This is a genomic window from Paenibacillus sp. 8b26, from assembly GCF_050626875.1.
In the GTDB taxonomy this organism is placed as follows: Bacteria; Bacillota; Bacilli; order Paenibacillales; family Paenibacillaceae; genus Paenibacillus.
The window spans coordinates 1,522,677-1,549,151 of sequence record NZ_CP192445.1 but is presented as its reverse complement, the minus strand read 5'-3'; the positions used below and the strand labels follow the sequence as shown (position 1 = coordinate 1,549,151).

Annotated in this window: 22 protein-coding genes and 1 pseudogene; 15 read left to right on the top strand and 8 right to left on the bottom strand. The window is 45.0% G+C overall.

Annotation, left to right across the window (positions count from 1 at the left end; all coding sequences use genetic code 11):
* Positions 1–4 precede the first annotated feature (4 nt).
* From ACQ4MX_RS06870 to ACQ4MX_RS06820, 11 genes are all read left to right on the top strand, one after another.
* Positions 5–838, top strand: a complete 834-nt coding sequence (locus ACQ4MX_RS06870) for a hypothetical protein (RefSeq protein WP_431089881.1) — start codon at positions 5–7, stop codon at positions 836–838.
* A gap of 143 nt (positions 839–981) precedes the next feature.
* Positions 982–2,202, top strand: coding sequence for a hypothetical protein (locus ACQ4MX_RS06865; protein WP_431089880.1), 1,221 nt, complete (start codon positions 982–984; stop codon positions 2,200–2,202).
* Between the two features lie 270 nt (positions 2,203–2,472).
* Complete coding sequence (locus tag ACQ4MX_RS06860) at positions 2,473–2,967, top strand: hypothetical protein (RefSeq protein WP_025682889.1); 495 nt, start codon at positions 2,473–2,475, stop codon at positions 2,965–2,967.
* A gap of 36 nt (positions 2,968–3,003) precedes the next feature.
* On the top strand, positions 3,004–3,621 hold the full coding sequence (locus ACQ4MX_RS06855; protein WP_025682888.1) for a hypothetical protein: 618 nt from the start codon (positions 3,004–3,006) through the stop codon (positions 3,619–3,621).
* Positions 3,606–6,389 carry a filamentous hemagglutinin gene (locus tag ACQ4MX_RS06850; protein WP_431089879.1) on the top strand — a complete coding sequence of 928 codons (2,784 nt, stop codon included), beginning with the start codon at positions 3,606–3,608 and terminating at the stop codon, positions 6,387–6,389. The genes ACQ4MX_RS06855 and ACQ4MX_RS06850 overlap by 16 nt, the downstream gene beginning before the upstream one ends.
* Before the next feature lie 36 nt (positions 6,390–6,425).
* Positions 6,426–10,415: a DNRLRE domain-containing protein gene (locus ACQ4MX_RS06845; protein WP_431089878.1), complete on the top strand. Its 3,990-nt coding sequence runs from the start codon at positions 6,426–6,428 to the stop codon at positions 10,413–10,415.
* Between the two features lie 783 nt (positions 10,416–11,198).
* Positions 11,199–11,735: a sigma-70 family RNA polymerase sigma factor gene (locus ACQ4MX_RS06840; RefSeq protein ID WP_431089877.1), complete on the top strand. Its 537-nt coding sequence runs from the start codon at positions 11,199–11,201 to the stop codon at positions 11,733–11,735.
* A gap of 186 nt (positions 11,736–11,921) precedes the next feature.
* A complete protein-coding gene (locus tag ACQ4MX_RS06835) occupies positions 11,922–12,386 on the top strand; it encodes a hypothetical protein (protein ID WP_431089876.1) in 465 nt (154 codons plus the stop codon).
* 32 nt (positions 12,387–12,418) lie between these two features.
* Positions 12,419–12,736, top strand: coding sequence for a hypothetical protein (locus ACQ4MX_RS06830; RefSeq protein ID WP_134910635.1), 318 nt, complete (start codon positions 12,419–12,421; stop codon positions 12,734–12,736).
* Positions 12,737–12,753: 17 nt separating this feature from the next.
* The gene (locus tag ACQ4MX_RS06825; RefSeq protein WP_431089875.1) at positions 12,754–13,101 is read left to right on the top strand and encodes a hypothetical protein; all 348 of its coding nucleotides are present in this window, start codon (positions 12,754–12,756) and stop codon (positions 13,099–13,101) included.
* 97 nt (positions 13,102–13,198) lie between these two features.
* Positions 13,199–14,149: a sigma-70 family RNA polymerase sigma factor gene (locus ACQ4MX_RS06820; protein ID WP_431089874.1), complete on the top strand. Its 951-nt coding sequence runs from the start codon at positions 13,199–13,201 to the stop codon at positions 14,147–14,149.
* Positions 14,150–14,266: 117 nt separating this feature from the next.
* Here ACQ4MX_RS06820 and ACQ4MX_RS06815 read toward each other — a convergent pair whose 3' ends face one another.
* Positions 14,267–15,355: a M24 family metallopeptidase gene (locus tag ACQ4MX_RS06815; protein WP_431089873.1), complete on the bottom strand. Its 1,089-nt coding sequence runs from the start codon at positions 15,353–15,355 to the stop codon at positions 14,267–14,269.
* Positions 15,356–15,427: 72 nt separating this feature from the next.
* A complete protein-coding gene (locus ACQ4MX_RS06810; RefSeq protein WP_149094587.1) occupies positions 15,428–16,156 on the bottom strand; it encodes an MBL fold metallo-hydrolase in 729 nt (242 codons plus the stop codon).
* A gap of 211 nt (positions 16,157–16,367) precedes the next feature.
* On the opposite strand from ACQ4MX_RS06810, the gene ACQ4MX_RS06805 reads away from it, so the two are divergent.
* The gene (locus ACQ4MX_RS06805; RefSeq protein ID WP_431089872.1) at positions 16,368–16,889 is read left to right on the top strand and encodes a GNAT family N-acetyltransferase; all 522 of its coding nucleotides are present in this window, start codon (positions 16,368–16,370) and stop codon (positions 16,887–16,889) included.
* Between the two features lie 121 nt (positions 16,890–17,010).
* Here the strand turns inward: ACQ4MX_RS06805 and ACQ4MX_RS06800 are convergent, their stop codons facing one another.
* The 3 genes from ACQ4MX_RS06800 to ACQ4MX_RS06790 all read right to left on the bottom strand — a co-directional run bounded on the left by ACQ4MX_RS06800 (position 17,011) and on the right by ACQ4MX_RS06790 (position 19,203).
* Complete coding sequence (locus ACQ4MX_RS06800; RefSeq protein WP_431089871.1) at positions 17,011–17,457, bottom strand: threonine/serine exporter family protein; 447 nt, start codon at positions 17,455–17,457, stop codon at positions 17,011–17,013.
* 20 nt (positions 17,458–17,477) lie between these two features.
* Complete coding sequence (locus tag ACQ4MX_RS06795) at positions 17,478–18,233, bottom strand: threonine/serine exporter family protein (RefSeq protein WP_134910629.1); 756 nt, start codon at positions 18,231–18,233, stop codon at positions 17,478–17,480.
* A 112-nt stretch (positions 18,234–18,345) separates the two neighbouring features.
* Positions 18,346–19,203: a hypothetical protein gene (locus tag ACQ4MX_RS06790; RefSeq protein WP_431089870.1), complete on the bottom strand. Its 858-nt coding sequence runs from the start codon at positions 19,201–19,203 to the stop codon at positions 18,346–18,348.
* Positions 19,204–19,618: 415 nt separating this feature from the next.
* Here ACQ4MX_RS06790 and ACQ4MX_RS06785 point away from each other — a divergent pair, with 415 nt between their 5' ends.
* The gene (locus ACQ4MX_RS06785) at positions 19,619–20,395 is read left to right on the top strand and encodes an HAD family hydrolase (protein WP_431089869.1); all 777 of its coding nucleotides are present in this window, start codon (positions 19,619–19,621) and stop codon (positions 20,393–20,395) included.
* Positions 20,396–20,487: 92 nt separating this feature from the next.
* Entirely contained in the window at positions 20,488–21,168 is a 681-nt protein-coding gene (locus tag ACQ4MX_RS06780) for a serine/threonine protein kinase (protein WP_431089868.1), read from the top strand.
* A gap of 108 nt (positions 21,169–21,276) precedes the next feature.
* Here the strand turns inward: ACQ4MX_RS06780 and ACQ4MX_RS06775 are convergent, their stop codons facing one another.
* The 3 genes and pseudogenes from ACQ4MX_RS06775 to ACQ4MX_RS06765 all read right to left on the bottom strand — a co-directional run.
* On the bottom strand, positions 21,277–22,695 hold the full coding sequence (locus ACQ4MX_RS06775) for an NAD-dependent malic enzyme (RefSeq protein WP_431089867.1): 1,419 nt from the start codon (positions 22,693–22,695) through the stop codon (positions 21,277–21,279).
* A 271-nt stretch (positions 22,696–22,966) separates the two neighbouring features.
* Positions 22,967–23,773 carry an adenosylmethionine decarboxylase gene (gene speD, locus ACQ4MX_RS06770; protein WP_431089866.1) on the bottom strand — a complete coding sequence of 269 codons (807 nt, stop codon included), beginning with the start codon at positions 23,771–23,773 and terminating at the stop codon, positions 22,967–22,969.
* Positions 23,774–24,629: 856 nt separating this feature from the next.
* A pseudogene (locus ACQ4MX_RS06765) lies at positions 24,630–25,448 on the bottom strand (FAD-dependent oxidoreductase); the annotation flags it as partial.
* A gap of 218 nt (positions 25,449–25,666) precedes the next feature.
* Between ACQ4MX_RS06765 and ACQ4MX_RS06760 the strand changes: the two are divergent.
* Positions 25,667–26,443, top strand: coding sequence for a helix-turn-helix domain-containing protein (locus tag ACQ4MX_RS06760; protein ID WP_431089865.1), 777 nt, complete (start codon positions 25,667–25,669; stop codon positions 26,441–26,443).
* Positions 26,444–26,475: the final 32 nt, after the last annotated feature.

Genomic DNA, 26,475 nt, shown 5'->3' with positions numbered 1-26,475 from the left:
GATTTTGGCTGGTACGAAGATGACGTTGCGCAGATATGGAAATGAACTAATTTATTGGAATGAGCAGGAGATTATTGTGGATCAGGCCTACCTGGACAAGCATGAAGACTTGTACATCCGTCTGACACATCCTTATATATTGGGTACAAAGATGCTGGACGTATATCTGAATGGGCAGCATTTGCTGGTTCAGGGTGGATATGAGGAAGTGGACGAAAACACGATTCGTCTCGATTTGGGTACTTATCCACAGGAGCACCCACTGGCAGGACAGCACATTCCTCTCGTGATTGATGATGAAATATACATCCGTACCTGGAAGCCTGAGTATCGTCAAGGGGGTGGGGGCGGTATTGATGATCTCAGGTTCAAAAGGCTGGAGGAAGAGGTTGTTTCGGCCCGTAAATATACGGAGCGTGATGTTCAGTTTCACCGTCTGGATGACAGGCTGGATTATATTCAAGAGCGGGCAGAGGCCAAAACGATGGTATTTGTGCTGGATCGGATTCCGCTGGGTCCCTGTAAATATGAAATGAGATTCCCCTTCGAAGGTAAGATCAGGGAAATATATGCTTCTTGCGGAGTGTACGGGACAAGTAAAAGTGAGTTTTCCATTGAAAAATGCTCACAGTTCGACTATGAAACGTTGCCGAACTGGACTAATATTTTCACCCGTAACCTGACCATTCATGCAGGTGAAAAATCCAGCAATACGAGTCATCTACCCTATATTCTTTCCGATCCTATGATTCACAAGAATGATCATTTTCGTATTTACACTCATGTGGCAGGCGAAGACTTAAGAGGCTTGACACTAGAAATTGTCGTCACTATATAAGGTAGAAAATAAGGTGAAAAATTAATGATTTACAACAAAATATGACTACAATATCGGATAAGAAGGCATCAAGCAAACTTATATTGCATTCGTAACAAAACATAAATGGGATTTTGTGAATTCCCGACAAGGAGAGATGGGTTATGGCAGAAACAAGAGGTATTGCGAGATTCCGTGGTGAGCAGTTGAATAACAAGCTGTTGCGGAATCAACATTTTGATGAAGCGAATAAGATTGCAGAGAAGTACATTGACCTCCAGTTTCATAATCACCGTGAAATTTTGGAAGACACCAAGATTGATGTATTTGTACAGGTAAACGAAAAAGCGGTTGCCGGCAGCACACAACTGGATGTATCGGGCGATATCGGTACAAGAACCATCTCAACCGGAGACAGAGTAGAAGGTGTTGTGCTGAGCGAGAAGGTGCAGCTTCGCTCCGCCGGTACAGACAGTCCGATCGGAGACAGCGATTCTGACGTGGTATACGGTCGTCTTGAAGAAAGTAAAGGCAGCTACCTTCTGAAATTTTATAGTGTAGAAGGGGGGGAAGAGCAGCCTTATACATTTGATGCAAAAGCGGGCAAAATTGATTATCGTTTCGTGATTCGCACGAATTTGTCTGTCATTCCTTCGGATGCGATCATTCAAGGCGGTAGCGGATTCGTGGAAGGTGCCACCGATGCCAAGGCCTATATGAACCTGATTCAATTGATGAAGGATGTATATGGTCCGACGGGTACGCTGGACAATGACGGTAATTCGAATCTGATAGTTTCTATTCAAGATCAGATTAGTCAGGAGGTACAAGATCGCCAAGATGCGGATCAGGCGGTTCGGAATCAGTTGGCGTCTGCTACAGGCGCACAACTGATCGGGGTTGCGACAGATCCGAACTATAGCGGAGTGACTTTACAGTTGGCTCTCAGCCATTTGGCGCAGCGCTTGAAATCTTCTGAGGATTTGATGAATGGAATTAATGACCGGGATGCAGATTCTTCAAATGGTTACTTCAAAGCAGGTGCTTTTGGTAATGCGGAAGGTCGTATTCTTGATTTGGAGAAGGCGGCAGATGCTGCGTTCAAAGCATTAAGTGTGAAAGTGGGCACCATCGAAGCTGCGGATGAAGAAGAGGTATTTGAAGCCGTTGGGGGCGAGACGGAATACACTCTAAAAAAGGGAAAAGCCAAAGACAAAACGGTACGTCTGGCCATCAATGGGCAACTCCAAACACCAGGTATTAACTTCACTTATATCAAGGATGCCGGCGGATTGATTACAGGCTTTAACTTTACGCCGGATACGTTGAAGGTTGTCGAAGATGTACCGGATGTTTTGTTCATTCAGTATAAAAAGGCTGAATAAGTAATAAGCAGGCTTAATCCTATTTTCTTAAACAGGTAACTCTTTATATCCATCAGCTTGAGTTATAGTAGCACCCCTTAGAAGCGTTGAACGAGTGTATGCTCATTCGTAGCAGCTAAGGGGTGTATTTATGTCTACCTCTAAAGAGTTTTGTAGGTTTTATTTCCGCAGAATGTTAGTTTTCGATTCTAGTTACTTATATTGAGTATGCCATGAAGAACGTGGCGAAGAGTTTTATTTTATCTTTTCTAAAATGAAGGAGGAAAAAACATGCCAGCACCAGCAGTATCATGGCTTAAAACAGACAACGTAACAACATTGTCAAAATGGGAGATCGGGACGATAGACGCGGGATCTTCTTCTCCATCCCTGGGTGTACTTATTTGGAACAACCGGGGAAATGTAAACACTGATTTCTCTACGATGACCAATTGCACCATTACGACCAAGGATAGCTCAGGTGGGGATAGTGGTGAGCTGGTCCTGAATACATGGATTCAGGTACGTGTGGATAGTATGGCAGAATCCAGCTTTACTTCAATTGGCGGGACAGCGACGAAAGTCATTCAGGCTGGCGGGAATACGGTCAATTCCAAGGGAACCTTTTCGCCGGGAAACAAGGAAATTCTGGGCGTTATCAACGATGGCTCCGTAGGGAACTCCAAAGGCAATTACACACAAGTGACACTACAAGCAAGCGTTCCAGCTACCGCCACGGCAGGTAATGTAAATTTTCTGACACGTGTGGCCTATCAATACGTCTAACAACTGATATCCAATACAATGGGAGGAAGAATATCTATGTTTGCACAATGTAACGGATATTCTCCTGTGTCACAGGATTTTATTTGGCTAGGTGAGTATACGGATGGTACTCACCTTTCTGAGTATGATTTTGTCACTCAGGCAGAAAATAGCTTTTATGCTATTCAAAGAGATAAATTGATTCGTTTTGGCATGGTAGGGCATGGTCAAAGCTTTTTCTTTGAAAGTGACGGTATTTTCAAATTAGCTGGCAGGATGGTGGAACTGGTATATTCAACGCCGGACAAAGACTATAACCTGACGGGTAATGTGTTTCAATCCTACAGAGACATTATTTCATATAAGGATGCGGAGGCATCTGGATTACCCAATTATAGCCCTGCTGCGGCTGGAGAAAAAGGCGTAATGAGCAGTACGATTACCCAATTTAATTTTGGATATAAGGCGGCACTTCTGATTGACCATGTTGAATTTCATGTCAAAGCGATCTGTAAGATTCCATTCAACGCACCCGTTCATATGGCATTAAGACTAGTATCCAATACGGAACTGAATGGTAAATTACAGGTCAAGGTAAACGGCTTGGTTACTCAGGAATTCAGTGCTCCATTAAAACCCGATATCGGAGGTGAATTGAATTGGCTGGTTCAGTAATTCGTAATTATACGATTGAAGTGGATAACATCAATAAAAAGTCAGTATTCAGTATATATCCATATCCTGTAGAAGTCCTCACTCCAAATGGCTGGGAGAATATCCGAGAAGAGTTTGAAGAGCTTCAGGGAAAAAAACTAAATGGAAATTACACACTAACACCTGATGAAGAGCAGATGTATCAAGAATATAAGCAATTGGCTGATTCCTTTTACGAAAATAAAATAGCATCCACGATTATTTTGGATACCGTCGATCCGACGGGAATTGACATCGTAGGCAGAGACCGGGTTCAGCATGTATTGGATGCGGAAACCCGTGAGCAGATCCCGTTTGGCCGTGAATTCGCTTATGTGCATGGAGCCTCCAATCTGAGTGGAACGATTATTTTACCCTATGATGATTACTCGGATGTATATGTCGTCAGCGATGCGGATGAAGATGGTACTGCTGAGCTGATATACGTGAAGACGGAGGAAGAGACGGGCGGAGTAAGACCCTATTACGAAAAGGTAGAGGGCCAGACCTATATTTATGTGGACCATTTCTCAGGTGGCGGCGGAACGCAGGCAGATCCTTATATCGTTTCTACCGAACAGGATTTGGATGATGTACGGAAGAAGCCCGGAGCTTGGTATATGCAGGATAGGGATATTGTCATGGGCAGCTTTCAGAGTGGAGAGGGGTTTACACCAATAGGGAATGGTAGTACCTCTCTTATGTTCACAGGTGTGTATGATGGAAATGGTTACTCTATAAAAAGCTTGTACATGAATCAGGACAGAAATTATGTTGGTTTATTTGGATATACCAGATTAGCCACAATACGTAATGTAAGATTGATTGATCCTAGCATCACTAACAAAAAGGGGTATACAGGAGCTTTAATAGGTTGTGCATATAATACTTTAATATATAATTGTAATGTTATTTCGGGTGTAGTAGAAGGTCAGAATGGATATGTTGGTGGCTTAATAGGATATTTCTATCAAGATAACGGTAGTTACTCAGGCAGCTCAATTATTAATTATTCATATAATTATAAGTGTAACGTTCGATCAGCCGGCAATATTGCAGGAGGGTTCATTGGAGATGTAACCCGCCTATCTGGTGGACTTTCCATAGCATATTGTTACTCTACGGGTACGGTTGAGGATATCACATTAGCTCGGGAAAGAAGCAATATTGGAGGGTTTATAGGCAGCAGCAATATGGCTGCTGCAATCACAAATTGTTACTGGGATATAGAAACCTCTGGAGTTCAAACCAGTGCAGCGGGTGTTGGCAAATCCACATCGGAATTAAAGACTGCATCCACATTTGTGAATTGGGATTTCGCTATTTATTGGTATATGAGCCAGGATTACAATGGAGGATATCCTGAGCATCGCCAGTTTATTCGATACCAAAGTGGGATAGGCACAAAGGAAGACCCTTTCATGATCCTGACAGAGTTTGATCTATCTCAAATGCGTTGGTTCCGCAATGAATCTTACTTTAAATTCGAAGATGATATCAAAATGACAGAATTCCAGGCGGAGGACGGATTTTACCCCATTGGTTTTAATCTTGTGGGTAAAGAATCGTATTTCAAAGGATATGTTGATGGTGGGGGGCGCTGTGTTGCTAACCTATTCATCTATCGTCCCAATGATTCATTTGTAAGTCTGTTTGGCTACATGATGGGCGGGTGGATCAAAAATCTGGATATTATTGATTGTAATGTTACAGGGTTTCATTATACGTCGGCATTAGCAGGCCAGGTTTCCAAATCTACCATTAGCAATTGCCATGTCGATACATTTTCATATTGCAAAGTTACAAGTACAGGAAGTCATGGTGCCGGTTTGGTAGGACAAATAACTACGGATGGAACCTTAGAGGACTGTAGTGTAAATGTAACTGTTGTAGGAGTAAGCTACACTGGAGTGTTCGCAGGCTATCTCACTGGTAATGGAATCATACGCAGATGCTATGCTTCTGGTAAAGGCGAGAGTACAGGAGATTACCTAGGGGGATTTCTAGGTTACGGTATTAGTTCTTCTATAGTGGAGGATTGCTGCACGGTTGCGGAGTTAAATGGAAAAACGGTGGGTGGATTTGGTGGAAATACGGCTACCCTCACTATAAGACGGTGCCTTGCGTTAGGCAAGGCATTTGCTTCATCCACTTGGAGTGGATTTATTTATACAGGTAGTGGAGTTTTTTCGGATAATTACTTTGATAAGGAATTGTATAAGAATGCTTCTGGCACAGGGGGATCAGGCTTGACTACCCGTGAAATGAAGTACAGGGGAACCTATTCCAATGCGGCCTGGAATTTTGACGATACTTGGATTATGGACCCCAAATACAATGACGGTTATCCCGCATTAAGGAAGCTCCGGCCTCTTGATCTGCCATTGCTCGGCTTCCGTAATGAATTTGGTAAATACTATACCGATAATGCAGGAGAGCGGCTGCGTTACCTGGAGTTTGGCACATTAGTAGCAAGCCAAACCTCTTCCCCCAAACCAGTATGGTTGCAAAACAATGCTGATTTCCCGGTGAATCAACTCAAAGCATGGGTGGATAGTGCGACGGTAGCCAAAGGGATGGAAATTGATTTAAGTATGTCGGATACTCCATTTTTGCCTGCTCAGGAATTAGCCTTTAATGGCACCTTGGCCAAGGGCGGCGCGGAAAAGTTCTATGTCCGAATCAAGTCGGATATTGCAGTGAAGACGGGTGGAACGTTTGATCTAAGGGCGAAAGCAAGCCCCATGTAATGATGTTCCAATACAATGGAATAGGGCGTGATGTTCATGTTTAGTAAGAGAGGATTAATCCTTTCCCTTCACGCTTCCCTTGCCGATCAAGGTTTGGAGGTTGGCTCCAACTCAAAACCCACTTCGCAATGGCATGATTTGAGTGGTAAAGGAAATCACGGCATACTGAATGGCTTCCATTTTACGAAAGATGATGGTTGGGGGGGCAGAAACACCCTCGCCGATCCCTATGCCCTGTTTTTTAATGGGACGAGCCATTATATCCAATGTACAGGCGCGGATACCTCTAAGCCTATCGCCAGTGTTACCTTTGAAGTGTGGATATATTATATCGGGGGCAACGTTGTTTTGTCTTCTGGGGGAGAGTTGAACGATACTCAGGGCATTTTAGTCATGTTTAACCCTGCAGGGGAATTGGAGCTTCAGATCGCGACCCGTACGAGAAAAGCATATGCCAACTTAGGGAAATTACCCAGAAACAAATGGTATCATATTGTTGGCGCATATGACGAAATTACAGGCAATCTATCTACCTTTCTGAATGGGGCTCCTCAAGGAAATGTACAAGCTGAAGTCACTGAACATATCAAGCAGCCAGATGGACTTTTTATTGGTAAACACAATACAGAGGCAAGCCAATGGTTTCGTGGATATATTCCTGTTGTACGGATGTACAATGCTGCGCTAACGATGGATGAAATCGTTGCAAACTATATGGCTGGTTACCTTTTGGGGATAAGTCATTCTGACATGCAGATTCATGCGAGAGTACCGGAAAGGCAGAATCTCACAGCATCCTTACAAGTGGGAATTAGCGGGGGAGTTCAAGGAAAGCAGACCATTATTCCTACCGACATGGCTGACATGTCTTCACATATAACCGTTAAAAAGCCTAGTCATATAGTGAGCAATATGCATATTAATACTCATGTTTCTGTAAAAGCGCACTATGCGGCCCACCCTGCGGATCATGATGATGTACAGAGTACTATTGAAGTTAAAGTAGCGGATAATCTTGCAGCCGTACTGGGTGTTAGTGCGTCAGGGAAAACGGCTGTAAAGGCTCGATACGGTATCCTGCCTGCGGATAACAGCGATGTTCAAGGTAGAGTGGCAGTTAAGGTATCCGATCATCTCACTGCTGTGCTGAGTGTTAGTTCATCAGCTATAGCAGTAGCCACATACGATGTGAAGCGGCTCATGCCAAATGATTTGCACTCCAGCCTGAATGTTGTGCAACAGGGATTACCTTCCCGGATATCGGTTCAAGCAAGTACTACTTTAGCCGCCCAATACGATATTCATGCTGCTCAGAAGAAAAATCTCAAAGCTGCAATAGAGATCAAAAAGCCTAATGATATCGTCAGCAGCTTAAAGGTAAACACTCAGGCAATCAGTAACGGAAGATATCAGGTACGGGGAATTGAGCCTGCTAATCTCAGCTCCAGCCTGCAAATTAAGTCTATTCATCAAATATATTCATTATTGTCTGTACGAGCCCATACTCACCTGGGCGTGAAATATGGTATAGAGTCTCTTGGAGCCGAAGACTTAACCTCCTTCCTGACGGTACCAAGTATATCTGAACTACACGGTAGCATTCAGGTAGGCAGCCATACCCGAGTAATAGGGCACTACCATATTCATAAACGTCATGTTATAGATATATATGCTAGTCTGGAAATTAAGAAAACGGAGAATCTACCTTCATTCTTGTCTATTGCATCCTGTACCCAGTCTACCGGCAGATACCGGATAACTTCTCGGAGTTATGATGATCTTCCCTCGGCAATGACGGTTCGGGAAGTTTCGGATATGGCTTCATCCATAGGAGTTGCACCCTATACCTGGATGAAAGGCAGATATGATGTTATCGAGCCCCCGACGTACACGACTAGTATTTATTCTAATAAAGATGCTTTTGTGCGGGAGTCTCAGCCCAGATTAAACTATGGTGTTGAGGAACAAATGTATGTCGGATATTCTGCCTCGGCTCAGGAGAGATACAGATCTTATGTTGGTTTTGATTTGGATACAGCTTCAATTCCCGAGAAAAATACAACGATTAAATCGGCCGAGCTCAAAGTGTATTTCGATGGTCGCAACGTACCCCTGAAGGGGATACAGCTCATTGAAGCATCCAGGGAATGGGCAGAATATGGAGTCACCTGGCAAAATCAACCGTTTCCGTTTGGCTTTAACAGCCCGGATTCAACCTATAACGGTATAAACATCGTTCAAGATGTAGGTGGAGATTCAGGGTACATTTCTTTTGATGTGACTGATTCCATTCGTGCATGGTATGAAGGAAAAAGGCCGAATTTTGGATATATCTTTAAAGCTCTGGATGAATTTGAAAATGGAAGTATTCGTTTTTTTACCAAGGAGCAAAAATCGTACCGTCCTATATTAGATATTACCTACTATGATACTCGTATCTATAGTTTGGGCAGGAACAGTATAGAAGGCGGCCTTACCTCTCGTGTAAGCAAGGGGTCGCAGCTTAAAGGCTCGTTACGCATCAAGCAGTCCTATGGAGCAACAGTTTGGAAGGGAAGCCTGTTTGTCCATAACCAAAGGGAGATCCTGGCCGATATCACAGTGACGGTACCTAACTTAAACGGTAAGGTGTCCATACGGCGCAAGGATAATCATTCTTTGAAAGCTCAGCTTGTTATTGCTGTTGCACGTGAGAATTCAATGGACAGCACCCTGTGGGTGAATAGGAAAATAGTACCTTCGAGTATGTATGTCTTTTACAGGGGGAACCTTGCTTCCGAACTGAGCGTTGCCCGCTGGGCAGCTCCGTTTCCCGAACTTCTGGCAACGATTCTTGTCAATCGTAAGGAAACGCTTGGGTCGATCCGTGTAAGAAGGACAGAGCATCAGGATATCTTTTCCGGTATGGAACTGAGTATCCCTAATATATTAGGGAGCATAACCGTTTTTCAGGGAGCAGTAAAGAAAAGCACTATTTCAGTCCGTAGATCTCGTGAAGCGGATCTGATGGTGGAAGGACGTATACTTTATAGACAAGATATGCCTGCAGATATGAATATCCACAATCCTGATTTTTACGGCAGGCTTCAAATTGTGTTTAGTAATCTGCTCATATCCGATTTGTCTGTAAGAACAAGAGCGCATTCCGGGCTACTTTCAACGGTCACAATACCGCATTATACTTCTTTGAGATCAAGTATAGCGATCTGGCCGAAAAAAGATGTGCCTTCAAGCCTTTCCGTGCTTTCAGGAAATTTATGGGCCTGCATATCCATTCCGTACCATAAAAGAATGGATATGCAGTCACGAATTACAGTGCGAGTTAAGCTCATTTCAGATTTGGAAATTGCAGTAGGAGTAAGATCCGGCAATCTAGGCTCTAACATAAAGGTTCGAGTGGACAGTTATACGGATCAGTCTTCTCATCTGCGAATCAGACGTAGTCATTTGGACTCTATCTCGAGTGAGCTTTACGTAAAAACTTGGGAGAAATCTGAACTTAAAGGCAGGATCAGTGCACGGAAAAGCCGTGAATCTGATAGATGGTCTCGAATCTTGGTGCGTCTTTCCGATCAGCAGGATTGGGATACCGAACTATCGGTTCGTGTTATGGAACACCATGATCTGAATGCTGAAGTGGGGATTAGGCGGGACGCAGCGTATGATAAATATGGTCATGTTGCCGTTCGACATTCAGAGCAAACAGAGCTTCCATCAGATTTGGGGATTCGGGAACATAGTCACATCACAGGCTCTCTAACTGTGAGAAGGACAGCCCAAATAAGCTTACAAAGTGATATGAGTGTGTGGGAGAAATCCATTATTACTGGCTCAGTGGTGGTCAGACAGTATCGACAAAATGATCTTCATGGTTCCATGGACATTTGGAAAAGATCTATATTAAAAGGCCATATTTCCGTGTGGCAGAAATCATTACTACCTGGGGCTATACAGGTTCAGGTGTATGATGATATGGCTTCCAGTATAGATGTGGCTACAGAATACGGATACTGCTTTACCATGTAAACTTAACCCCTGCTATTCGTAGCAGGGGTTAAGTTTTACTGATTTTTACTTATATTGAACCTGTCGGGGAAGAAAATAGACAAAAGGCAGGTGATATGGGCTGGACATAAATGTAATAACCGCGGTTATTGGAGTCATCGGTACAGCCATTTCAGGAGTCATCGGCTACGCCAGCGGTCGTAGCAATAATAAGGTCTCGGATCGAGAGCTATTGTCAAAAGATGAGCAGGCTTTCCGGGTCACCCTAATGGATGCATTGTCAAGTCATAAGGAGGAAATCCATCGCTTAAGTGAAGAGGTAGCTGTACTTCAAGCTGAAAATTTAAGTTTGCTCGCAGAAAACAGATCCTTGAATGCGAAGGTAGAGGCATTGGTAGCTAGACTTGAAGGTGGATAGGAAATAGATTTTTAGGTTGATACTTGAAATAGGTCTTATGGAACATGTTCGAAAACCAATGTTAGGAATTGACAAGGTTATATATACCTATTAAAATGAGAACGTAGGTTCGTATTTTGAAAAAGTAATAGATAAATTGCAACTCTTCTGATAGATATGACGACTATTAGAGTAGAATCCTAAAAATTATATATTCAATTAGGTAAATGGAACTGATTCAAATGTATTACGTATTAAAAAAAAGAGTAGGGTAAGATAAAGAAAAAAGTGGAAACTAATTGTCGAATGTCGAAATTCGGAAAGGTTGTGATACAAGTTTTAAGGAGGGAACAGAGTGAACTGGAACCTATTGATTTAAAATAAACTATTAAAATAGGAGAACCGCAATGATAACGACAAATGTTAGCTCATTTGACCCAGATACCTTAAATCATATTTTTAACTTTATACTTCGTGGTGTTAACGAGGAGGATCGAGAAGATGTGAAACAGGATTCAATCGTTCAAATTCTGACAGCGATCCACAAAGGGAATATAAAAAAGGATATATCTACTTTTTCACATACGGTTATTAAACGTTCTGTGGTTGACTATTATCGTAAAAAAAAACGTAAAATTACACAGTTCAGTACAACCGTTAACTTTTGCGATGGCACAGATGAAGAAGGCTCTATGGCCAATTATTACTCGGTTCAAGTGAATGATTATGGGTTTAAATTAGCAGACGTGAAGGTAGACTACTTAAGCAACCGTAACAGATTCACAAAACAGGAGCAACGAATCATAAATTTCATGCTATTCACCGAAGAAGGAATGGATATGAAACCTGCAGAAATCGCTCATTATCTTGATATTCATAAATCTCATGCTTGTCGAGCCGTGAAAAAACTAAGAGAACTCTATAAAACTGAGATTGACAAATAAACACTGATTAACAAATAAACACTCTGATATACCACTATCAGAATAAAATCAAATCCAAAAGGAAATAGAAAGGCACTACGCACTGCCCCTTACTATACATTAATTAGTATACATATCTGACTGAGGCATTGCAAGTGAATGATTCTGAAAATTTAATGAAAATTGTTAATAAGGAAGGTAGTTTACATGTTGAGTCGCTATTTAGTCGGTGGAAGATTAGACCCACCTTTCTATCCTACCAAAACAAGGCCCTGCATAGCAAGCCGCAGGGTTGATATAGATGGTTTAAGAGCTTTAGAAGGTAAAAGGATGGTAACAGATACCTTTAAAATATCCAATGATCTTGAGTTTTTTGCTATTTCAATAAAGGCGGATGTTATTACCCCTGCTGATTATTGGTCTTTAGTGGTTGATGAAAATGTAATTGTTAACCATGTATATTGCAAAGATTATAGTGAAGGTCTCTATTTTCAGGTAGCTCATCCTGTAATGGGCGGGAGGGAATTTCGTTTTGAATTTTACACGGAGAGTGCTGACCGCAAAAGAATAGAAGTATCCTATTATTTTTTGACAGACCCGAAGGTTACCCTTCGTCTAAACGGTATAACGAACCAAAGCTATGATCCTATTTCTCTACCAGACCGGGTTTAAGGAACAGCACCAAGGGAAGGAGGTTATAGAACATGATCGGTTATATGAATAAATGCCCCCATTGTGGGGCGGAATCTTCTTTTGTTCCTGAAGAGATGGAATGCGATCAATCCCTTGTTCTTTGGTGTAAGCACTGTGGGGATTATATCAATCAGACCATAACGATGGAATCCTTGAGGAAGTGGTGGGCGAGATACGACGCAGGCGAAGACGCATTTAAGCCACCTGTGAGCAAAGGCATACTGCTTATGTTTGAAAAGCTGGAACAAACGTTGGCAGCAGAACCTGACTGTAACCTGAATCGGGTTGAAATACATCTCAAGGATTTTACAGATTATCGCTATAAATAAACTCTGGAGGCAAGGCTATGAACTATACGAACAACAACAGGTATCAGCAAGATGGGGAAGATTCTGATTCAGTAGAATTTATACAAATTATTAGGAAAATTCAGAGAGTTGTCAAAGAGAATAAGGAGCTTAAAAGGAAAAATCATCATCTGATTTCCCAAAATAGACAACTTGCGGCCTGTAATCAATTGCTCGAATTGCAAATGAATGAATATACGTCTTTGGTTCAGGAAATGGAGCAGCAGTTCCTTACCCAGCACGAGTATGTGTTGGATTCGATGCAAACTAACCAAACGCGTTCAAAGAATTTTTTATACTTGGATGATTCCGGCCATACGTATCTCATTAACTATTCAGATAAATAAATTCTAAAAAGGTAGACCGACTACTGGAGTGTGAGCGTGATCAATGTAGAAGAAAATTCATTATGCTGGTATTTCCAGAAAATACGGGGTGAACGGATTGCTCAGTGATACGTATGTACAATTAAGAAAGCCTGCTGTGAAGGATATGCATAATATAAAGCTGATCTGTGCGTGTAAAGAGGACAAAGACCTTCTTGGGGAATTTCTTCAAGAGAATCGGAAATTTATGTTTTCGATTATTATGCGATATAAGGGAAGTATAGAAGAGCTAAAAATGAAATTCAAGGTTACTGAAGATGACTTATACCAACATGCATGTATAGGATTACTAACGGCGCTCAAGGATTTTGATATTCATCGAGGAATTAAATTTACTACGTATGTAGTAAGACCAATTTTATGGGAGGTTAATCAGTTATTATATAGCAACTCTCAAGAGGTAAGACTTAGTCGAGGAGCTATTGATATGATCCGAAGGATGGTAGAAATAGAAGATACACTGGGCTACAGGCCGAGTGAGCAAAAAATGGCGAAGCTCCTTCAAGTTCCTATAGAACGTTACAGAGAAGTTGCCCAATTCAGTGATGCAATGGAACATTTTGATTCAATAGATAACTTCGAAGCTACAGACAACTCACAAAATAACATGGATGAGCATGTGATTAATAAGGTTTATGTTCAACAACTGTTATGTAGTTCTCTGTTTACAGAACATGAAAAAACGGTGATGCACTTAATTATGAAAGGAGCTAATAACTCCCGGATATCTGAAATACTCCACGTATACCCCATGACAATCAGCAGGACGTTAGCACGCATCAGGAAAAAAATAGACAAACACAAACAGGATACTGAGAATATCCAAATTGAAGCTCAATCAAAATACAGAGAAGAAATTAACTTAATTGTAGAGATGAGTAAAGAACATAAACAAGTCTTGAATGTTACAGACATTACAGATGTACTTAAAATATCCGGCTATGATATTTCAAAGTATTCAAAACGTGTTCTTTACTATATCCGCAAAAAAGCAAAATTAGCTATATAAAGTATAGCAAAGTTAATCGCAAATCACAACTGCTCTCGATCGATATTAGAACCAAGAGGGTGAAAAAAGCCCATGCAGTTTTCAGCATGAGCTTTAAAGCGAAAAGAAATATCAAACTTATCCCAGTACCGTTAGCTCTTTCGGAAAAGAGGTCAGTACTTCTACGCCGTCAGAGGTGACCAGAACGTCATCTTCAATCCGCACACCGCCGAGGCCTGGCACGTAGATGCCGGGCTCTATGGTGAACACGAAGCCCTCATGAAGCAGGTCTTCATTGCCGCCATGCACAGACGGATATTCGTGAACGCTCATGCCAAGGCCGTGTCCAACCCGATGGTTAAAGGCGGGACCATACCCGGCAGCTTCTACAACTGCACGTGCTGCCTGGTCTACCGACGCGCAGGATACACCCGGACGAATGGCGGCAATACCAGCCTCGTTTGAGCGGAGTACCGTCTGATAAATCGTCTCCAGCTCAGCTGACAGCTTGCCAAAAGCAAAAGTACGCGTAATGTCTGAGGCGTAACCATCTGAATATACACCCATATCAAACATAAGCAAATCGCCGTGTTGCAGCTTGCGTGTACCCGGAACACCATGAGGTAACGCTGTTTTGGGGCCAGATAGCACCGTGGTGTCAAAGGACGGGCCATCTGCGCCGATTTTCTTCATCTGGTATTCGATTTCGGCTACCAGCTCGACTTCTGTTACGCCTTCACGCACATGGGTCAAGCCGTGGCGAAGTGCGTCCTCCACCAACTGTGCGGCATGCTTCAGACGCCGTACTTCCTCAGACGTTTTCCTTACGCGCATATCCTGAAGTACGGGGCCGAGATCCACATATTGAGCCGCACCAATGGCAGTATGTAGCTGTTCGTAGCGGAGTACGGAGACATGTTCTTTTTCCAAGGCGAACACCTTCACTCCAGTGCCTGTGCGCTGGCGCAGCAGATCATATGGATTATCTGTATCTGTGTGGGTAGAGATGCAAGTCACGGAAGAAGCAGCGTGGGCCGCCTCCGCATCGAGTGCAGGCACGATCAGTTCAGGCTCCTCGTCCCGTAGCAGCACCAAGCCGAGGAATCGCTCATGCGGCTCACTGGCAAAGCCAGTCAGGTAGTAGATATGCTTGGGATCGGTTACGAGCAATCCGTCCCATGACTGTAACTTCAATTCATCATATAGCCGGGTTATTTTATCATTCATGCAGATTCATCCCTTTCTATTCATGAATTCATTATAACGCTTATTACATATTTGTTTATAGATCTGACTACTTTAGTCTCGTTCCTGACTTAATGTCTGTAGACGTGCCTGTACATTCTGATCATAAAAACCCCCATGGTAGCACAGCACCTTCTCGACATCCAATACGGTCAGTTTACCGAGGCTTTCCAAGGCCAGTGGCATATCCGGTGTAGCCGATTCAGCAGGGCCGACCAGTTTGCCTTCAACTACACGGAGCTCGTCCGCCGCCAAAAGCAGCTTTTGTGCGGGCACATACAAGCTGATATGTCCCGGTGTGTGACCAGGTGTATGAATAATCTGTATTCCTCCACCATAAGGAAGATGCTCACCGTCTTCGAGGACATGGGCAAAGCGCAAGTCCGGCAAGCGGCGGATCATATCCTCTGCTTGCTGTTTGAGTGTATTATCCAACTGATTAATTCGTTCCGGTGTCAGCTTCACAAACGGCCGATCCCCTGTCATATAAGGAATATCATCCTTATGAGCCAATAGAGCGGTATTCGGTAGCAAGTCCAGTAGTGCATGAACATTACCGATATGATCAATGTCCTGATGCGTTAAAATAATTCGCTTCAGGTGGCTGATATCCTCTCCCACATCTGCAATAGCCTTGCGCAACGCTTCCAACTGGCCTAGCATCCCCGTGTCAATGAGCGTAAGCCCGTCCTCATCCTTGAGCAGCACAGGATAAATCGTTGTTTTTCCAAAGAAAGATTCCATAGGTATTTCCAAAATCAAAATTTGAGTTCCAATATTCATATAAGCTGCTTCAGAATCCCGTGAACTCCGAAGCACACCTCCTGTCTCATATTGTTAAATGGGTCGGCTAATCTTTGAAGCTTTTGATTTTCTTCAAGCTCTATTATAGAACCCTTTGCATCCGAACCGCAAAAAACAACTCGATATGGCTGTTTGGGAGCTTGTCTTGTACAATGAAATAAATCAACAGAACAGGAGGCGGATACGAACGATGAATAGGGACCAATCTTTTTCCATTGAATTTGCGCGCAGGGAGAATCTTCCGGATATTGTGGGCATTTATAATTCCACCATTGCAGGACGAATGGTAACGGCAGATCTGGAGCCCGTGACAGTGGAGAGCCGTATCCCATGGTTTGAGGCTCATCAAGAAGACCATCGACCTTTGTGGGTTCTGAGACATAAAGAGGCGATTGCAGGGTGGGCCAGTCTCCAGTCTTTTTACGGACGTCCAGCTTATAACGGTACGGCGGAAATCAGTATTTATGTCCATGAAGATTCTCGTGGAACTGGAGCAGGAAGTCGTCTGGTGCAGCACGTACTGAATGAATGCCCTAGGCTTGGAATTACGACGCTGTTGGGGTTTGTATTTGGTCACAATGAGCCGAGTATCGCCTTGCTGCGCAAGTTCAGTTTTGAGCAATGGGGTTATTATCCGCGTGTTGCGGTGCTGGACAGCATAGAGCGGGATTTGGCTATTCTGGGTAAACGAGTGGATGTTGAGGATAAATAGACGAACAAACGTCGTTTATAAAGTGGAACATGAAAAAAAAGCTGCATCCAAAATCTTCTGTGCACTACAATCGTGCGTGTTTTTGGAAGCAGCCTTTAATGTTGTGAAAAAATGATGTTGCTTATCCCGTCGTTTTACGCTGCGGTTTCAAACGTATGTTGTGAAAAATCTGATTGAGCACTTCAGACAGCACCAAGCCGACAGCAATGGCACCTGCGATCATGAGTGTGCTCATAGCCAGCTCCAGCGCCTGAGGATAATTATGCTGTACAAACTGTCGCATCGCATTGTAGGCCATTCCTCCCGGAACCAGCGGAATCATGCCTGCCACGCTGAAAATAATAACGGGCATTTTGTACAGTCTGGCCAAGCTCTGGCTGATGATCCCGATCAGAACCGTTGCCAAGAGGCTGGCACTCACGGGTCCCATGCTGTCTGTCGTCCAATAATAGACGAGCCAGCCCAGCATCCCGACGAAGCCGCATTGCAGCAGTGAACGTCGGGGAGCGTGAAAAAGAATGCCGAAAGCAGCGGTAGCAATAAAGCTTGTGAATAATTGTGCAACCATAAACTTGGATCTCCTCCGAATCACATATACGAAATGATAACCGCAACACCGGCTCCAATACCAAATGACGTCAGGCAAGCGTCAGCCCCCTTGGATATGCCCGAAACGAGGTGTCCTGCCATTAAATCCCGAATGGCATTTGTAATTAATAAGCCTGGCACCAATGGCATAACGGAGCCAATAATGATTTTGTCCATCATCTGGCCCCAGCCTGCAACTGTCAGTAAAGCCGCCAGCAAGCCAATTAGAAAAGATGCCGAAAATTCTGAGAAAAACTTAACCTTAACGAGCCTGTGAAAATATTGCACGGCTGCGAAGCCAGCCCCGCCGCAGAGAACGGCTGCGGGGAAATCCCGCCATACCCCGCCAAACATAATCATAAAGCAACCACTCGCCAATGCCGCGGCTGCCAGTTGTACGCCGTTGGAATAGCGGTGTGGACCACGTTCAATCTTGGTCAGCTCCGTAACCGCTGCGCGGGGTGACAAGCCACCCAGACTTATTTTACGTGAAATCGCGTTAACCTCTACAACCTTATGCAAATCCGTGGTCCGCTCCACAATCCGGATCAGCTTGGCAGGCTCTGCGTCGTTAATGGCAAAAAAAATCCCAGTCGGTGTCACATAGCTATGGGACTGGGGTATGCCGTAGGCCGAGGCAATGCGGGACATCGTGTCTTCGACGCGATAGGTTTCGGCTCCATTTTGCATCATGAGCTTGCCAGCCAGCAGACAAACCTCGATGATCTCAGGAGTAGGATGGGAATGATTATTCATGCTCGCTCTCTCTCATTCGTACCGGGCCGCTAGGCCGTATTATTTGTATATATTGTAGCACAACAAGCCGCCTTTTCAGAGGCGGTTGTGTGGGGAAATAAGGAGTAATCCGTCAAGATTCCATCGTATCGGGAATAACTGTATAGTAGGACTCTTCCAAATGTGTTGCCGCCTCAGACAAGCCCATGGATCTAAGCTGTCCTGCTACAAAAACACGAAGGGCAGAATGGGTGAACAGATGGCGTGTTTGAGCATCCCGGATAAAGGCCAATCTCGCTTCACGCGAACCGTTGCGGAACAAATCACGAACCGTTTCACCTTGTTTATCCCAATGAAAGGGCTCTGCCACGCTTAAAAGAGCACTCTTAATAGACGAACGCTGTTTTGAGGAAGAAGGAAAGGTCGGAATGCCCAAGCCGTTCAGTGTAGGGGCAGCTTCGTTTTGCTTGCGCTCGATTCGCAAATTGTCGATGTAGGCAGCCATATCCTGAATCGGTTGGACACCGAAGCGTTCCCGAAAGCACTCCCGCACTAACGCGGTGCGCTCATCGACGGCCTGAGGAGGCCGATGTCCTGCATGTCCTGTATAATCCTGTCCACTGGCGTAGTATCGCTTTAACGAACTGTTCTCCGTATAAACAACACTTAAAAAATCCTGCAAGTGGCGGGCAACCACCCATACACCCGTCCAGTCAACAGGGGATATGCACACAATGGGGGCCTGCGAAAGATCCTTTTCAAGTCCAAAATCTGTTAAAAAGCCGTAATGTATTCCGTCCACGCCCGCGTGGGCAAAGGGAATCACATCCGGCGGTGTAGCCATATATCGTGGCGCGCGGCCATGCTCCATAATCAATCCCAAATCAAAACTCAGAGAATGCCGGTTCGCTTCAAGCTCCTGTTCAAATTCTATAAGTGCCTCAATCAAAGGTGTAGCTGATCCGTAGGCAGGGTTAGAACCGGAATTCATCGTGTATGCCTCCTTATCCAAGTACATCCGTAAAGCGTTCATCCCTAAAAGGTACGTGATTTTACACGAAATGTAAACCTGTATGCTGAATCTTTTCAAAAATGTGACCTTTTACCTGTGTGCTATGAAATAAGCCGCTTTCGGGCAAAACAGGACGAGATACCTATTTTAGATAAGTACAGAAGAAAGTGAGTTTGCGAAAAGGATGGTCTTTTCATTTTATGACTGTCACGGTGAAGTGTGAATGCGGGAGTGGTTATAACAACAGATACAAATAGCAGATCAACTATAGATATGAGCTATGGATGGCGAAGGGGTAAGATGTAATGTGCAACGCATCGGGTCAGCGGGTATAATATCAGGACAAGGTGAAGATGGACGACATCCAATGATTTTTACAGAAAGAAGTGGGTATATGAACTTGCACAAGAAGGCCGTATTTTTTGATGTAGATGATACAATGTACGATCATTTGCACCCTACTCGCGATGCATTGCGTACAGTATTAGGATTGAATGAACGTTTTCCTTATGAAGAGGCTTATCATCGTATTCGTTATTACAGTGATGTATTGTCGGCAAAAGGAGGACTATTGGAGGGGAAGGCTGGGCTGGATGAGCTGGAGGATATGAGGGAAGGCCGTTTTGTCCTGGCTTTACAGGAATTTGGGGTGAATATTACCCGTGAGCAGGCAGTGGATATCCAAAAAGAGTACCTGGATCGTCAGTACCGGATTGAGCCTTTCGAGGGAGCTACATCGTTAATGGATGAATTGAGCTCGGCAGGATATCTGGTCGGCTTGATTACGAATGGCCTCAAAGATCACCAGATGAGCAAAATCAGGGCCATGGCTCTGGAAAATCATATTGCGTCAGAGCATATTTTTGTATCCGGAACGGTTGGCTATGCCAAGCCTGATCCACGTATTTTCGAAGTGGTGAACGAACGGACAGGGACTCTGGCAGAGCATTGCTGCTATATCGGGGATTCCTGGCGCAATGACGTGGCGGGAGCTGTGGGGGCCAACTGGCGGGTCATTTGGTTCAATCACAGGAAGGCTGCCCCGGAGTCTGAGGTAGCGGGAGCCTATGAAACAGTGGCAAGCTATTCAGAGTTGAAAAAATTACTGCTGCCGGACGCATCAAGCACGGCACATACCATATCTACCCAAGCGGGTCACACACCATCCTGAATCCATTCCTGAAGACGGCTCGTAATACAACTTATCCGACATATGTCTAACTTCATTCAAATGGTTCAGAACAGAGAAGGAAGGGATCGCACATGGTTGAACAATGGAGGCAGGCAGACGAAATCATAAGTCAAGTGACTGTTTACAGTACCGAGGATAATGATCCGGTTACGATTAAAACAGTCTCCCAAGACGTCCGTTGTATTGGCATCGGGACGGATGCGGCCGTATTTACGCTCGATACGTTGCCCGGCTACGCGTTCAAGGTGTACTCAGACATGGCGATCGAGAAGAAAGATGTGGAGGCCGACGTATACGAGCGGTTGCGGGGGTCCGATTTTTTTCCTCATTATTACGGGAAAGGCGATAAGTATATCGTCATTAGCTATGAATCAGGTATTACGCTGCTGGATTGTCTGCTGCAAGGCATTCCGGTGCCGGAGCAAGTGATCCAGGACGTGGAAGAGGCGAGGGAGTTTGTCCGTTCCAAGGGGCTGAATCCCCGTGATATTCACCTCAAGAACGTACTGATGCAAGATGGACGCGCCAAGGTATTGGACGTATCCGAATACGTGAAGGAGGGCGATGACAAGCGCTGGGAGCATCTGGTGTGGGCGTATCATACGTTTTACTCAAGTATCTCGGAGGTTAAAGTTCCGTCATGGATTCTGGAGACGATTAAAAAATGGTACTACAGGCTGGACAACTCCAGCTTTAATCTGGAGGAGTTCGCCCAACGAGCCAGCCAGTTATTTTCCAAATGGAAGTCATAGCCGCAGAAAATCTTCATCTTCTTATAAAAAAGGATTGCACCCGTATTAGGGGAGCAATCCTTTTTGGCACGTTACCAGACATGTCTTACGGAATAAGCAGATTCTCTTTTACCTGAAATCGCGAGGTACTCTTCTGGCGGTTCCGCTCTCAATCGCAGCCCGAATAACTTTTTCACGTACCCGCTGAACGGCATTCTCGTTAAATACGCCGGGGATAATATACAGCTTATTTAATTCTTCGGGACGGATGGTGCTCGCAATGGCTTCTGCTGCTGCCAGCTTCATCTCTTCGTTAATTTCACGGGCGCGACAGTCGAGTGCCGCGCGGAATATGCCGGGAAAGCAAAGCACGTTGTTGATCTGGTTAGGATAGTCTGAACGTCCGGTGGCAATGACGCCTGCAATGTCTTCGATATCCTCGGGGGCAATTTCGGGAACCGGGTTAGCCATGGTGAACACCACCGGAGCTTCGTTCATGTGTTTTACGTCTTCCCGTTGAAGCAGCCCGCCAGCCGATAGACCGATAAACACGTCAGCGCCTTTCAGAACCTCGGACAGCGTGCCTGACAGCCGCTCGGGATTGGTATGCTGTGCATACCAATCCCACACCGGATGATCGTACGTTTCATCGGCTGTGATGGCCCCGTGGCGATCTACACCAATGATGTTAACTGCACCCGCAGACAGCAAAATTTTAGTGCAGGCTACACCCGCAGCTCCGATACCGCAGACGACGATTTTGACATCAGACAGCGCTTTGCCGACGACCTTGAGTGCATTGATCAGCCCTGCGTACAATACAACAGCGGTGCCATGCTGATCATCATGAAAAACAGGAATATCCAGCTCCTGACGCAGCCGTTGCTCAATCTCAAAGCAGCGAGGTGATGAAATATCCTCCAGATTAATACCACCGAAAGCTGGAGCGATTTGCTTGATCGCCTTGATAATTTCCTCGGTGTCCTGCGTGTCCAGACAAATCGGAAAAGCATCAACAGACCCGAGCTGCTTGAACAGCATGGCTTTACCTTCCATGACTGGCATAGCCGCATAGGGGCCGATATTGCCCAAGCCCAGGACAGCGCTCCCGTCCGAGACGACAGCAACAGTGTTCCGTTTGATTGTCAAACGGAAGGCTTTGTCCGGCTCCTCATGAATCGCCATGCACACGCGTGCTACATCTGGAGTGTACACCCGGGACAAGTCGTCGCGATTCTGTATCGGAACCTTGGGCTGCATTTCAATTTTACCCCCGAGATGCAGCAGAAAGGTCCGGTCAGAAATGGACAGCACCTTCACGCCTTGTGCTTTTTTAATCCGGGCAATCATTCGGTCGATTTCGGCCGGGTCGGCAATGGTCACTGTAATATCCCGCACGGTGACCTTTTCAGAGGTGCGAATGACGTCAATCGCAATAACATCCCCACCATGTTCGTTGACCAGCGTAATCAATTGACCAAATTGGATGTGCTCGGTGGAAATTTCCAGTCGTAAAATGATGTTTTTACCGCCAATACCGCCTTGCATGCAAATTCCTCCTTTGTGTTACATAAGAAAATAAGTGGGATCAATTGATTGCGCTTACAATCGAAAGCGTGCCTAAGAGGTGCAATTTAATATTTCAACTAGTGGATTCTTTCCCTATCATAGTGAACAATCTCTCACTTGTACAGATAAAGCTGAATCAATCTCCCATTTTGCATCAAAAAAAGGACAAAAGCCCGGCTCCATGTCAGCTCCAAAGCTATGGTCCTTTTCTTATAGATAACCTGTAGTCCATTCTACTGTCTTCATCCCGCTATGTCATATTTTTGCCGTAATAGATTTCGTCCATTTCTATCTTAAGCCGGGCGGTTATGTTTTGCTGCTCGTTCTCGCCCAGACTTTCCTTCGTATAGCCGAATAGATAATTGTCCAGATCGAATTGTTTCAGCTTGCATTTGGTGTGGAAAATGTTTTCCTGATATACGTTCACGTCTATCATGTCATACTGGCTGCGCACTTCGTCAGGAATATAATTTTGAATGGAGGCGATGTCATGGTCAATAAACAGCTTGTGCCCATTCGTATCACGAGTAAAGCCGCGTACCCGATAATCAATCGTCATAATATCCGTGTCAAAGGAATGGATCAAATAACGGAGTGCCTTGAGTGGAGAGATTTCTCCACAGGTAGAGACGTCAATATCGGCCCGGAACGTGCTGATTCCCTCGTCGGGATGATATTCCGGGTAGGTGTGGACAGTGATATGGCTTTTATCCAACTGCATAACGACAGAATCGGGCAGAGGACCGGGTGATTCATCGTAAGACTCTGTAGGCACCTCCACGATAGGACCTTCCGATATAAGCATGGTCACACTGGCTCCTTGAGGAACATAGTCCTGCTGGGCTACGTTGAGCACATGTGCTTCAATGATGTCGGACACATTTTTTAAAATGGCAGTCAGGCGATCCGCGTTGTATTGTTCGTCAATATATTCGATATAGGTCTCGCGTTCTCCCCTTGTTTTGGTATAACAAATATCGTACATGTTGAAACTTAACGATTTGGTCAGATTGTTAAACCCGTGCAGGGTAATTCGCTGTTCCGGTGTCATGGTCATGGGCTATTTCCCCTTATAGTCGCAGTATTCATACATAATGTTCCCATCACGTCTTTTCATATACAATGAATCAACGTTCATGTACACTCAAGTTCTGCTCATATAGACGAATTTCTACGATTTCAGCCCGTGGGCAACCGTGAGTGGCCTTCACAACCAGACGAAGCTGATCTGTAGCAACGGGGTTCCTGATTTCATGAATCCTTTTTCGCTTTCGATTATTTCGTTCCGTGTGGAGGGTTACCCAGCTTCCATCTGTAAATGCCTCGATTCGATAATGACGTACCAATTCGGGCATGACTTCAAAAGGGGCCCGATGATGGTGAAGATTGATCAAATCCTCGTTAACGTCATCATTAAAGGTACAATGAATCTCCCGAACAATCGTTTTTTGCGGCACCCGCAGCTCAATCCATGCTTCCTGTCCGGCAAGCAACGGATCGGATACCCACATGTTTGGTCCACCATATGGTCGTACATGCCCGTTTATAATATTAGGGGGAGCGTAACTATTCGTTTCCTCTATAATGCGAAAGCAAAAGCATTTGCGCACCATAGACGTGGCACCGGATCGCATGGTCCATTCCAGCATCGCGCTGGCTCGCACATATCCGTGCAGTCCCGAGCTGGAGCAGACAGCCTGATCCTGTATAAAAGAAAGCACGCCGCTGAGCGGTTGATGGGACATGTATAGCGATACATGTTCATTCGCTCTCACGATCAAGAAGGCATTCGCTGCCTGGTCAGGTGCCCAAGGCAGACGGGCCTCAACCCACTGCTGATCACCTGCGGAAACCGCAGTTTCACAGGAGGCTTGGAGCGAAGCAGGTACATAGTTTTGCGGTTTGCCCGTGTCCCACAGCTCGTCACGTATCCGTTCATTATCATGTACCGTGTCCAGTTCACCGCCCCATTCAATCCACCAGTAGTGGCAGCCGGAATCTCCGCTGCGAAGGATTCGGCTTTTGGGAATCGGTGTTTGGCGGATGTCCTTGGCAAAGGAAGGAGGTACGTATTTGACGGAATGCCCGGTATCACGTGTATAAAATAAAATCGTACTGCCGAGTAACGTCATATCTGCCGTTTCAGGAGCCAGTGATTCTCCGAATTCTTGCTGTGACTCGCGTCCCAGCCGATATTTGGCACCTGCCAGGAATCCGACCAGCCCGTCTCCCGTACAATCAAGGAACACGCTGCTCTCAAAGCGGATACGCCGTTCCGAGCCTGTCATCCATCCGGTCACTGCCCGAATCATACGCTGCTGTCCTTTTTCCTTAGACTCGCTTTCCTTAGATTCGTTGGTTGCGAATACGAGTTCCTCCGATTCTACATCATAAATATCCGTGTTGAGGAACAAGGTAATGTTCGGTTCAGCAAGAACAAGATCAAGGACAACCGCATCCCACAGATAAGGATTCCCGTCAGGGTTGCGATACTGATTCTCCGTGAATAGCTCGCCCATAATGCCGCTTTCACGGGCGTACCGGTTTACCCCGTGTTTCGTGGCTCCGCATACCCATACCCGCACAACGCTGCTGGAGTTTCCTCCCAGCACCAGACGATTTTGTACCAGCGCCACCGTCTGGCCCAGACGAGCCGCCGCAACAGCTGCACAGACACCGGCCAATCCCCCGCCTGCTACGGTAATATCGGCGCTAAAGGTTTCCTGTCTCATGCAGTCTCACGCTCCTTTATGATCGATCGAGATCATGTTACCCGAGAGAGCTTCGCTTTGACATGCACGGAAACATCATGCACATATACTTAATTTCACGTTCAGCTAATCTTTAGTAACAGGATTTATAATGTGACTAGGCGGATCATGAATAGCACGCTTTGTGGATATTTGGCTCATAGTCAGCAGGACATGGAAAATGAAGGTGGTGAACGCCCGTGTTTGGGGTACACATTCATCAGCATGTATATTGGAAGCGGAAAGAATTTTTTCAGTTGGCGTTTGATACTGACGCGTATTGGATTGCCAATGTAATTGAAGAAGGAAAGTTTGCTTATACTATCAAGGAACACCGTGGGGAGGCGAAAGCCGGGTCCTTGATTCTTTGTCCGCCCGAAGAGGTATTCCACCGTAAAATCCTAACGCCGCTGAGCTTCCACTTTTTTCGTTTTTCACTCCCTGAAGCCAGTAGCATTGGCGCATCAATCCATGCTGTTTTGGATAAGGAAGATGAGGATCGCTTTCTATCGAATTGCCGTTATTTATGTGCGAACGCGCTGGATGATAGCAGCCGTGCCCGAACATGGAAAAATCATCTGCTGGAGGATTTGCTTTTTTTGTTTTGGAGCAGAGCCAGCAGAGGGGGCACGGAGGAACGTACGAATCGGGTGAATGACCCGTTGATCCAACGTGCGCTTCACTATTTTCAGGAGCATGCATGTGAACCCTTGTCCATCAAAGAAACGGCTGCTTGTTTGGGGTTAAGTTCGGTGCAATTCACGAGGCGCTTTCAAGCGGCGGTGGGCTTGACACCCATCCGGTATGTGACCTCACTGCGTCTGGAGAAGGCCCAGACTTTATTGCTGGAGACAGAATATACGCTGGAAGATATTGCGGAAAAATGCGGATACCTGAACGGATTTTATTTTAGTCGGGTTTTTTCCGCCAGAAGACACATATCACCTTCACAATACCGTAAACTTAACCGAATATGATTATAGACTTGCAAAGATAGTGACTTTGGGCA

Bases quoted from the DNA above. Each gene is read 5' to 3' on its own strand.
- speD (WP_431089866.1), bottom strand. From the start codon at position 23,773: ATGACCATGACACCGGAACAGCGAATTACCCTGCACGGGTTTAACAAT.
- ACQ4MX_RS06830 (WP_134910635.1), top strand. From the start codon at position 12,419: ATGATCGGTTATATGAATAAATGCCCCCATTGTGGGGCGGAATCTTCT.
- ACQ4MX_RS06845 (WP_431089878.1), top strand. From the start codon at position 6,426: ATGTTTAGTAAGAGAGGATTAATCCTTTCCCTTCACGCTTCCCTTGCC.
- ACQ4MX_RS06835 (WP_431089876.1), top strand. From the start codon at position 11,922: ATGTTGAGTCGCTATTTAGTCGGTGGAAGATTAGACCCACCTTTCTAT.
- ACQ4MX_RS06795 (WP_134910629.1), bottom strand. From the start codon at position 18,233: ATGAATAATCATTCCCATCCTACTCCTGAGATCATCGAGGTTTGTCTG.
- ACQ4MX_RS06775 (WP_431089867.1), bottom strand. From the start codon at position 22,695: ATGCAAGGCGGTATTGGCGGTAAAAACATCATTTTACGACTGGAAATT.
- ACQ4MX_RS06860 (WP_025682889.1), top strand. From the start codon at position 2,473: ATGCCAGCACCAGCAGTATCATGGCTTAAAACAGACAACGTAACAACA.
- ACQ4MX_RS06785 (WP_431089869.1), top strand. From the start codon at position 19,619: ATGAACTTGCACAAGAAGGCCGTATTTTTTGATGTAGATGATACAATG.
- ACQ4MX_RS06825 (WP_431089875.1), top strand. From the start codon at position 12,754: ATGAACTATACGAACAACAACAGGTATCAGCAAGATGGGGAAGATTCT.
- ACQ4MX_RS06865 (WP_431089880.1), top strand. From the start codon at position 982: ATGGCAGAAACAAGAGGTATTGCGAGATTCCGTGGTGAGCAGTTGAAT.
- ACQ4MX_RS06800 (WP_431089871.1), bottom strand. From the start codon at position 17,457: ATGGTTGCACAATTATTCACAAGCTTTATTGCTACCGCTGCTTTCGGC.
- ACQ4MX_RS06790 (WP_431089870.1), bottom strand. From the start codon at position 19,203: ATGAATTCCGGTTCTAACCCTGCCTACGGATCAGCTACACCTTTGATT.
- ACQ4MX_RS06840 (WP_431089877.1), top strand. From the start codon at position 11,199: ATGATAACGACAAATGTTAGCTCATTTGACCCAGATACCTTAAATCAT.
- ACQ4MX_RS06805 (WP_431089872.1), top strand. From the start codon at position 16,368: ATGAATAGGGACCAATCTTTTTCCATTGAATTTGCGCGCAGGGAGAAT.
- ACQ4MX_RS06810 (WP_149094587.1), bottom strand. From the start codon at position 16,156: ATGAATATTGGAACTCAAATTTTGATTTTGGAAATACCTATGGAATCT.
- ACQ4MX_RS06855 (WP_025682888.1), top strand. From the start codon at position 3,004: ATGTTTGCACAATGTAACGGATATTCTCCTGTGTCACAGGATTTTATT.
- ACQ4MX_RS06815 (WP_431089873.1), bottom strand. From the start codon at position 15,355: ATGAATGATAAAATAACCCGGCTATATGATGAATTGAAGTTACAGTCA.
- ACQ4MX_RS06780 (WP_431089868.1), top strand. From the start codon at position 20,488: ATGGTTGAACAATGGAGGCAGGCAGACGAAATCATAAGTCAAGTGACT.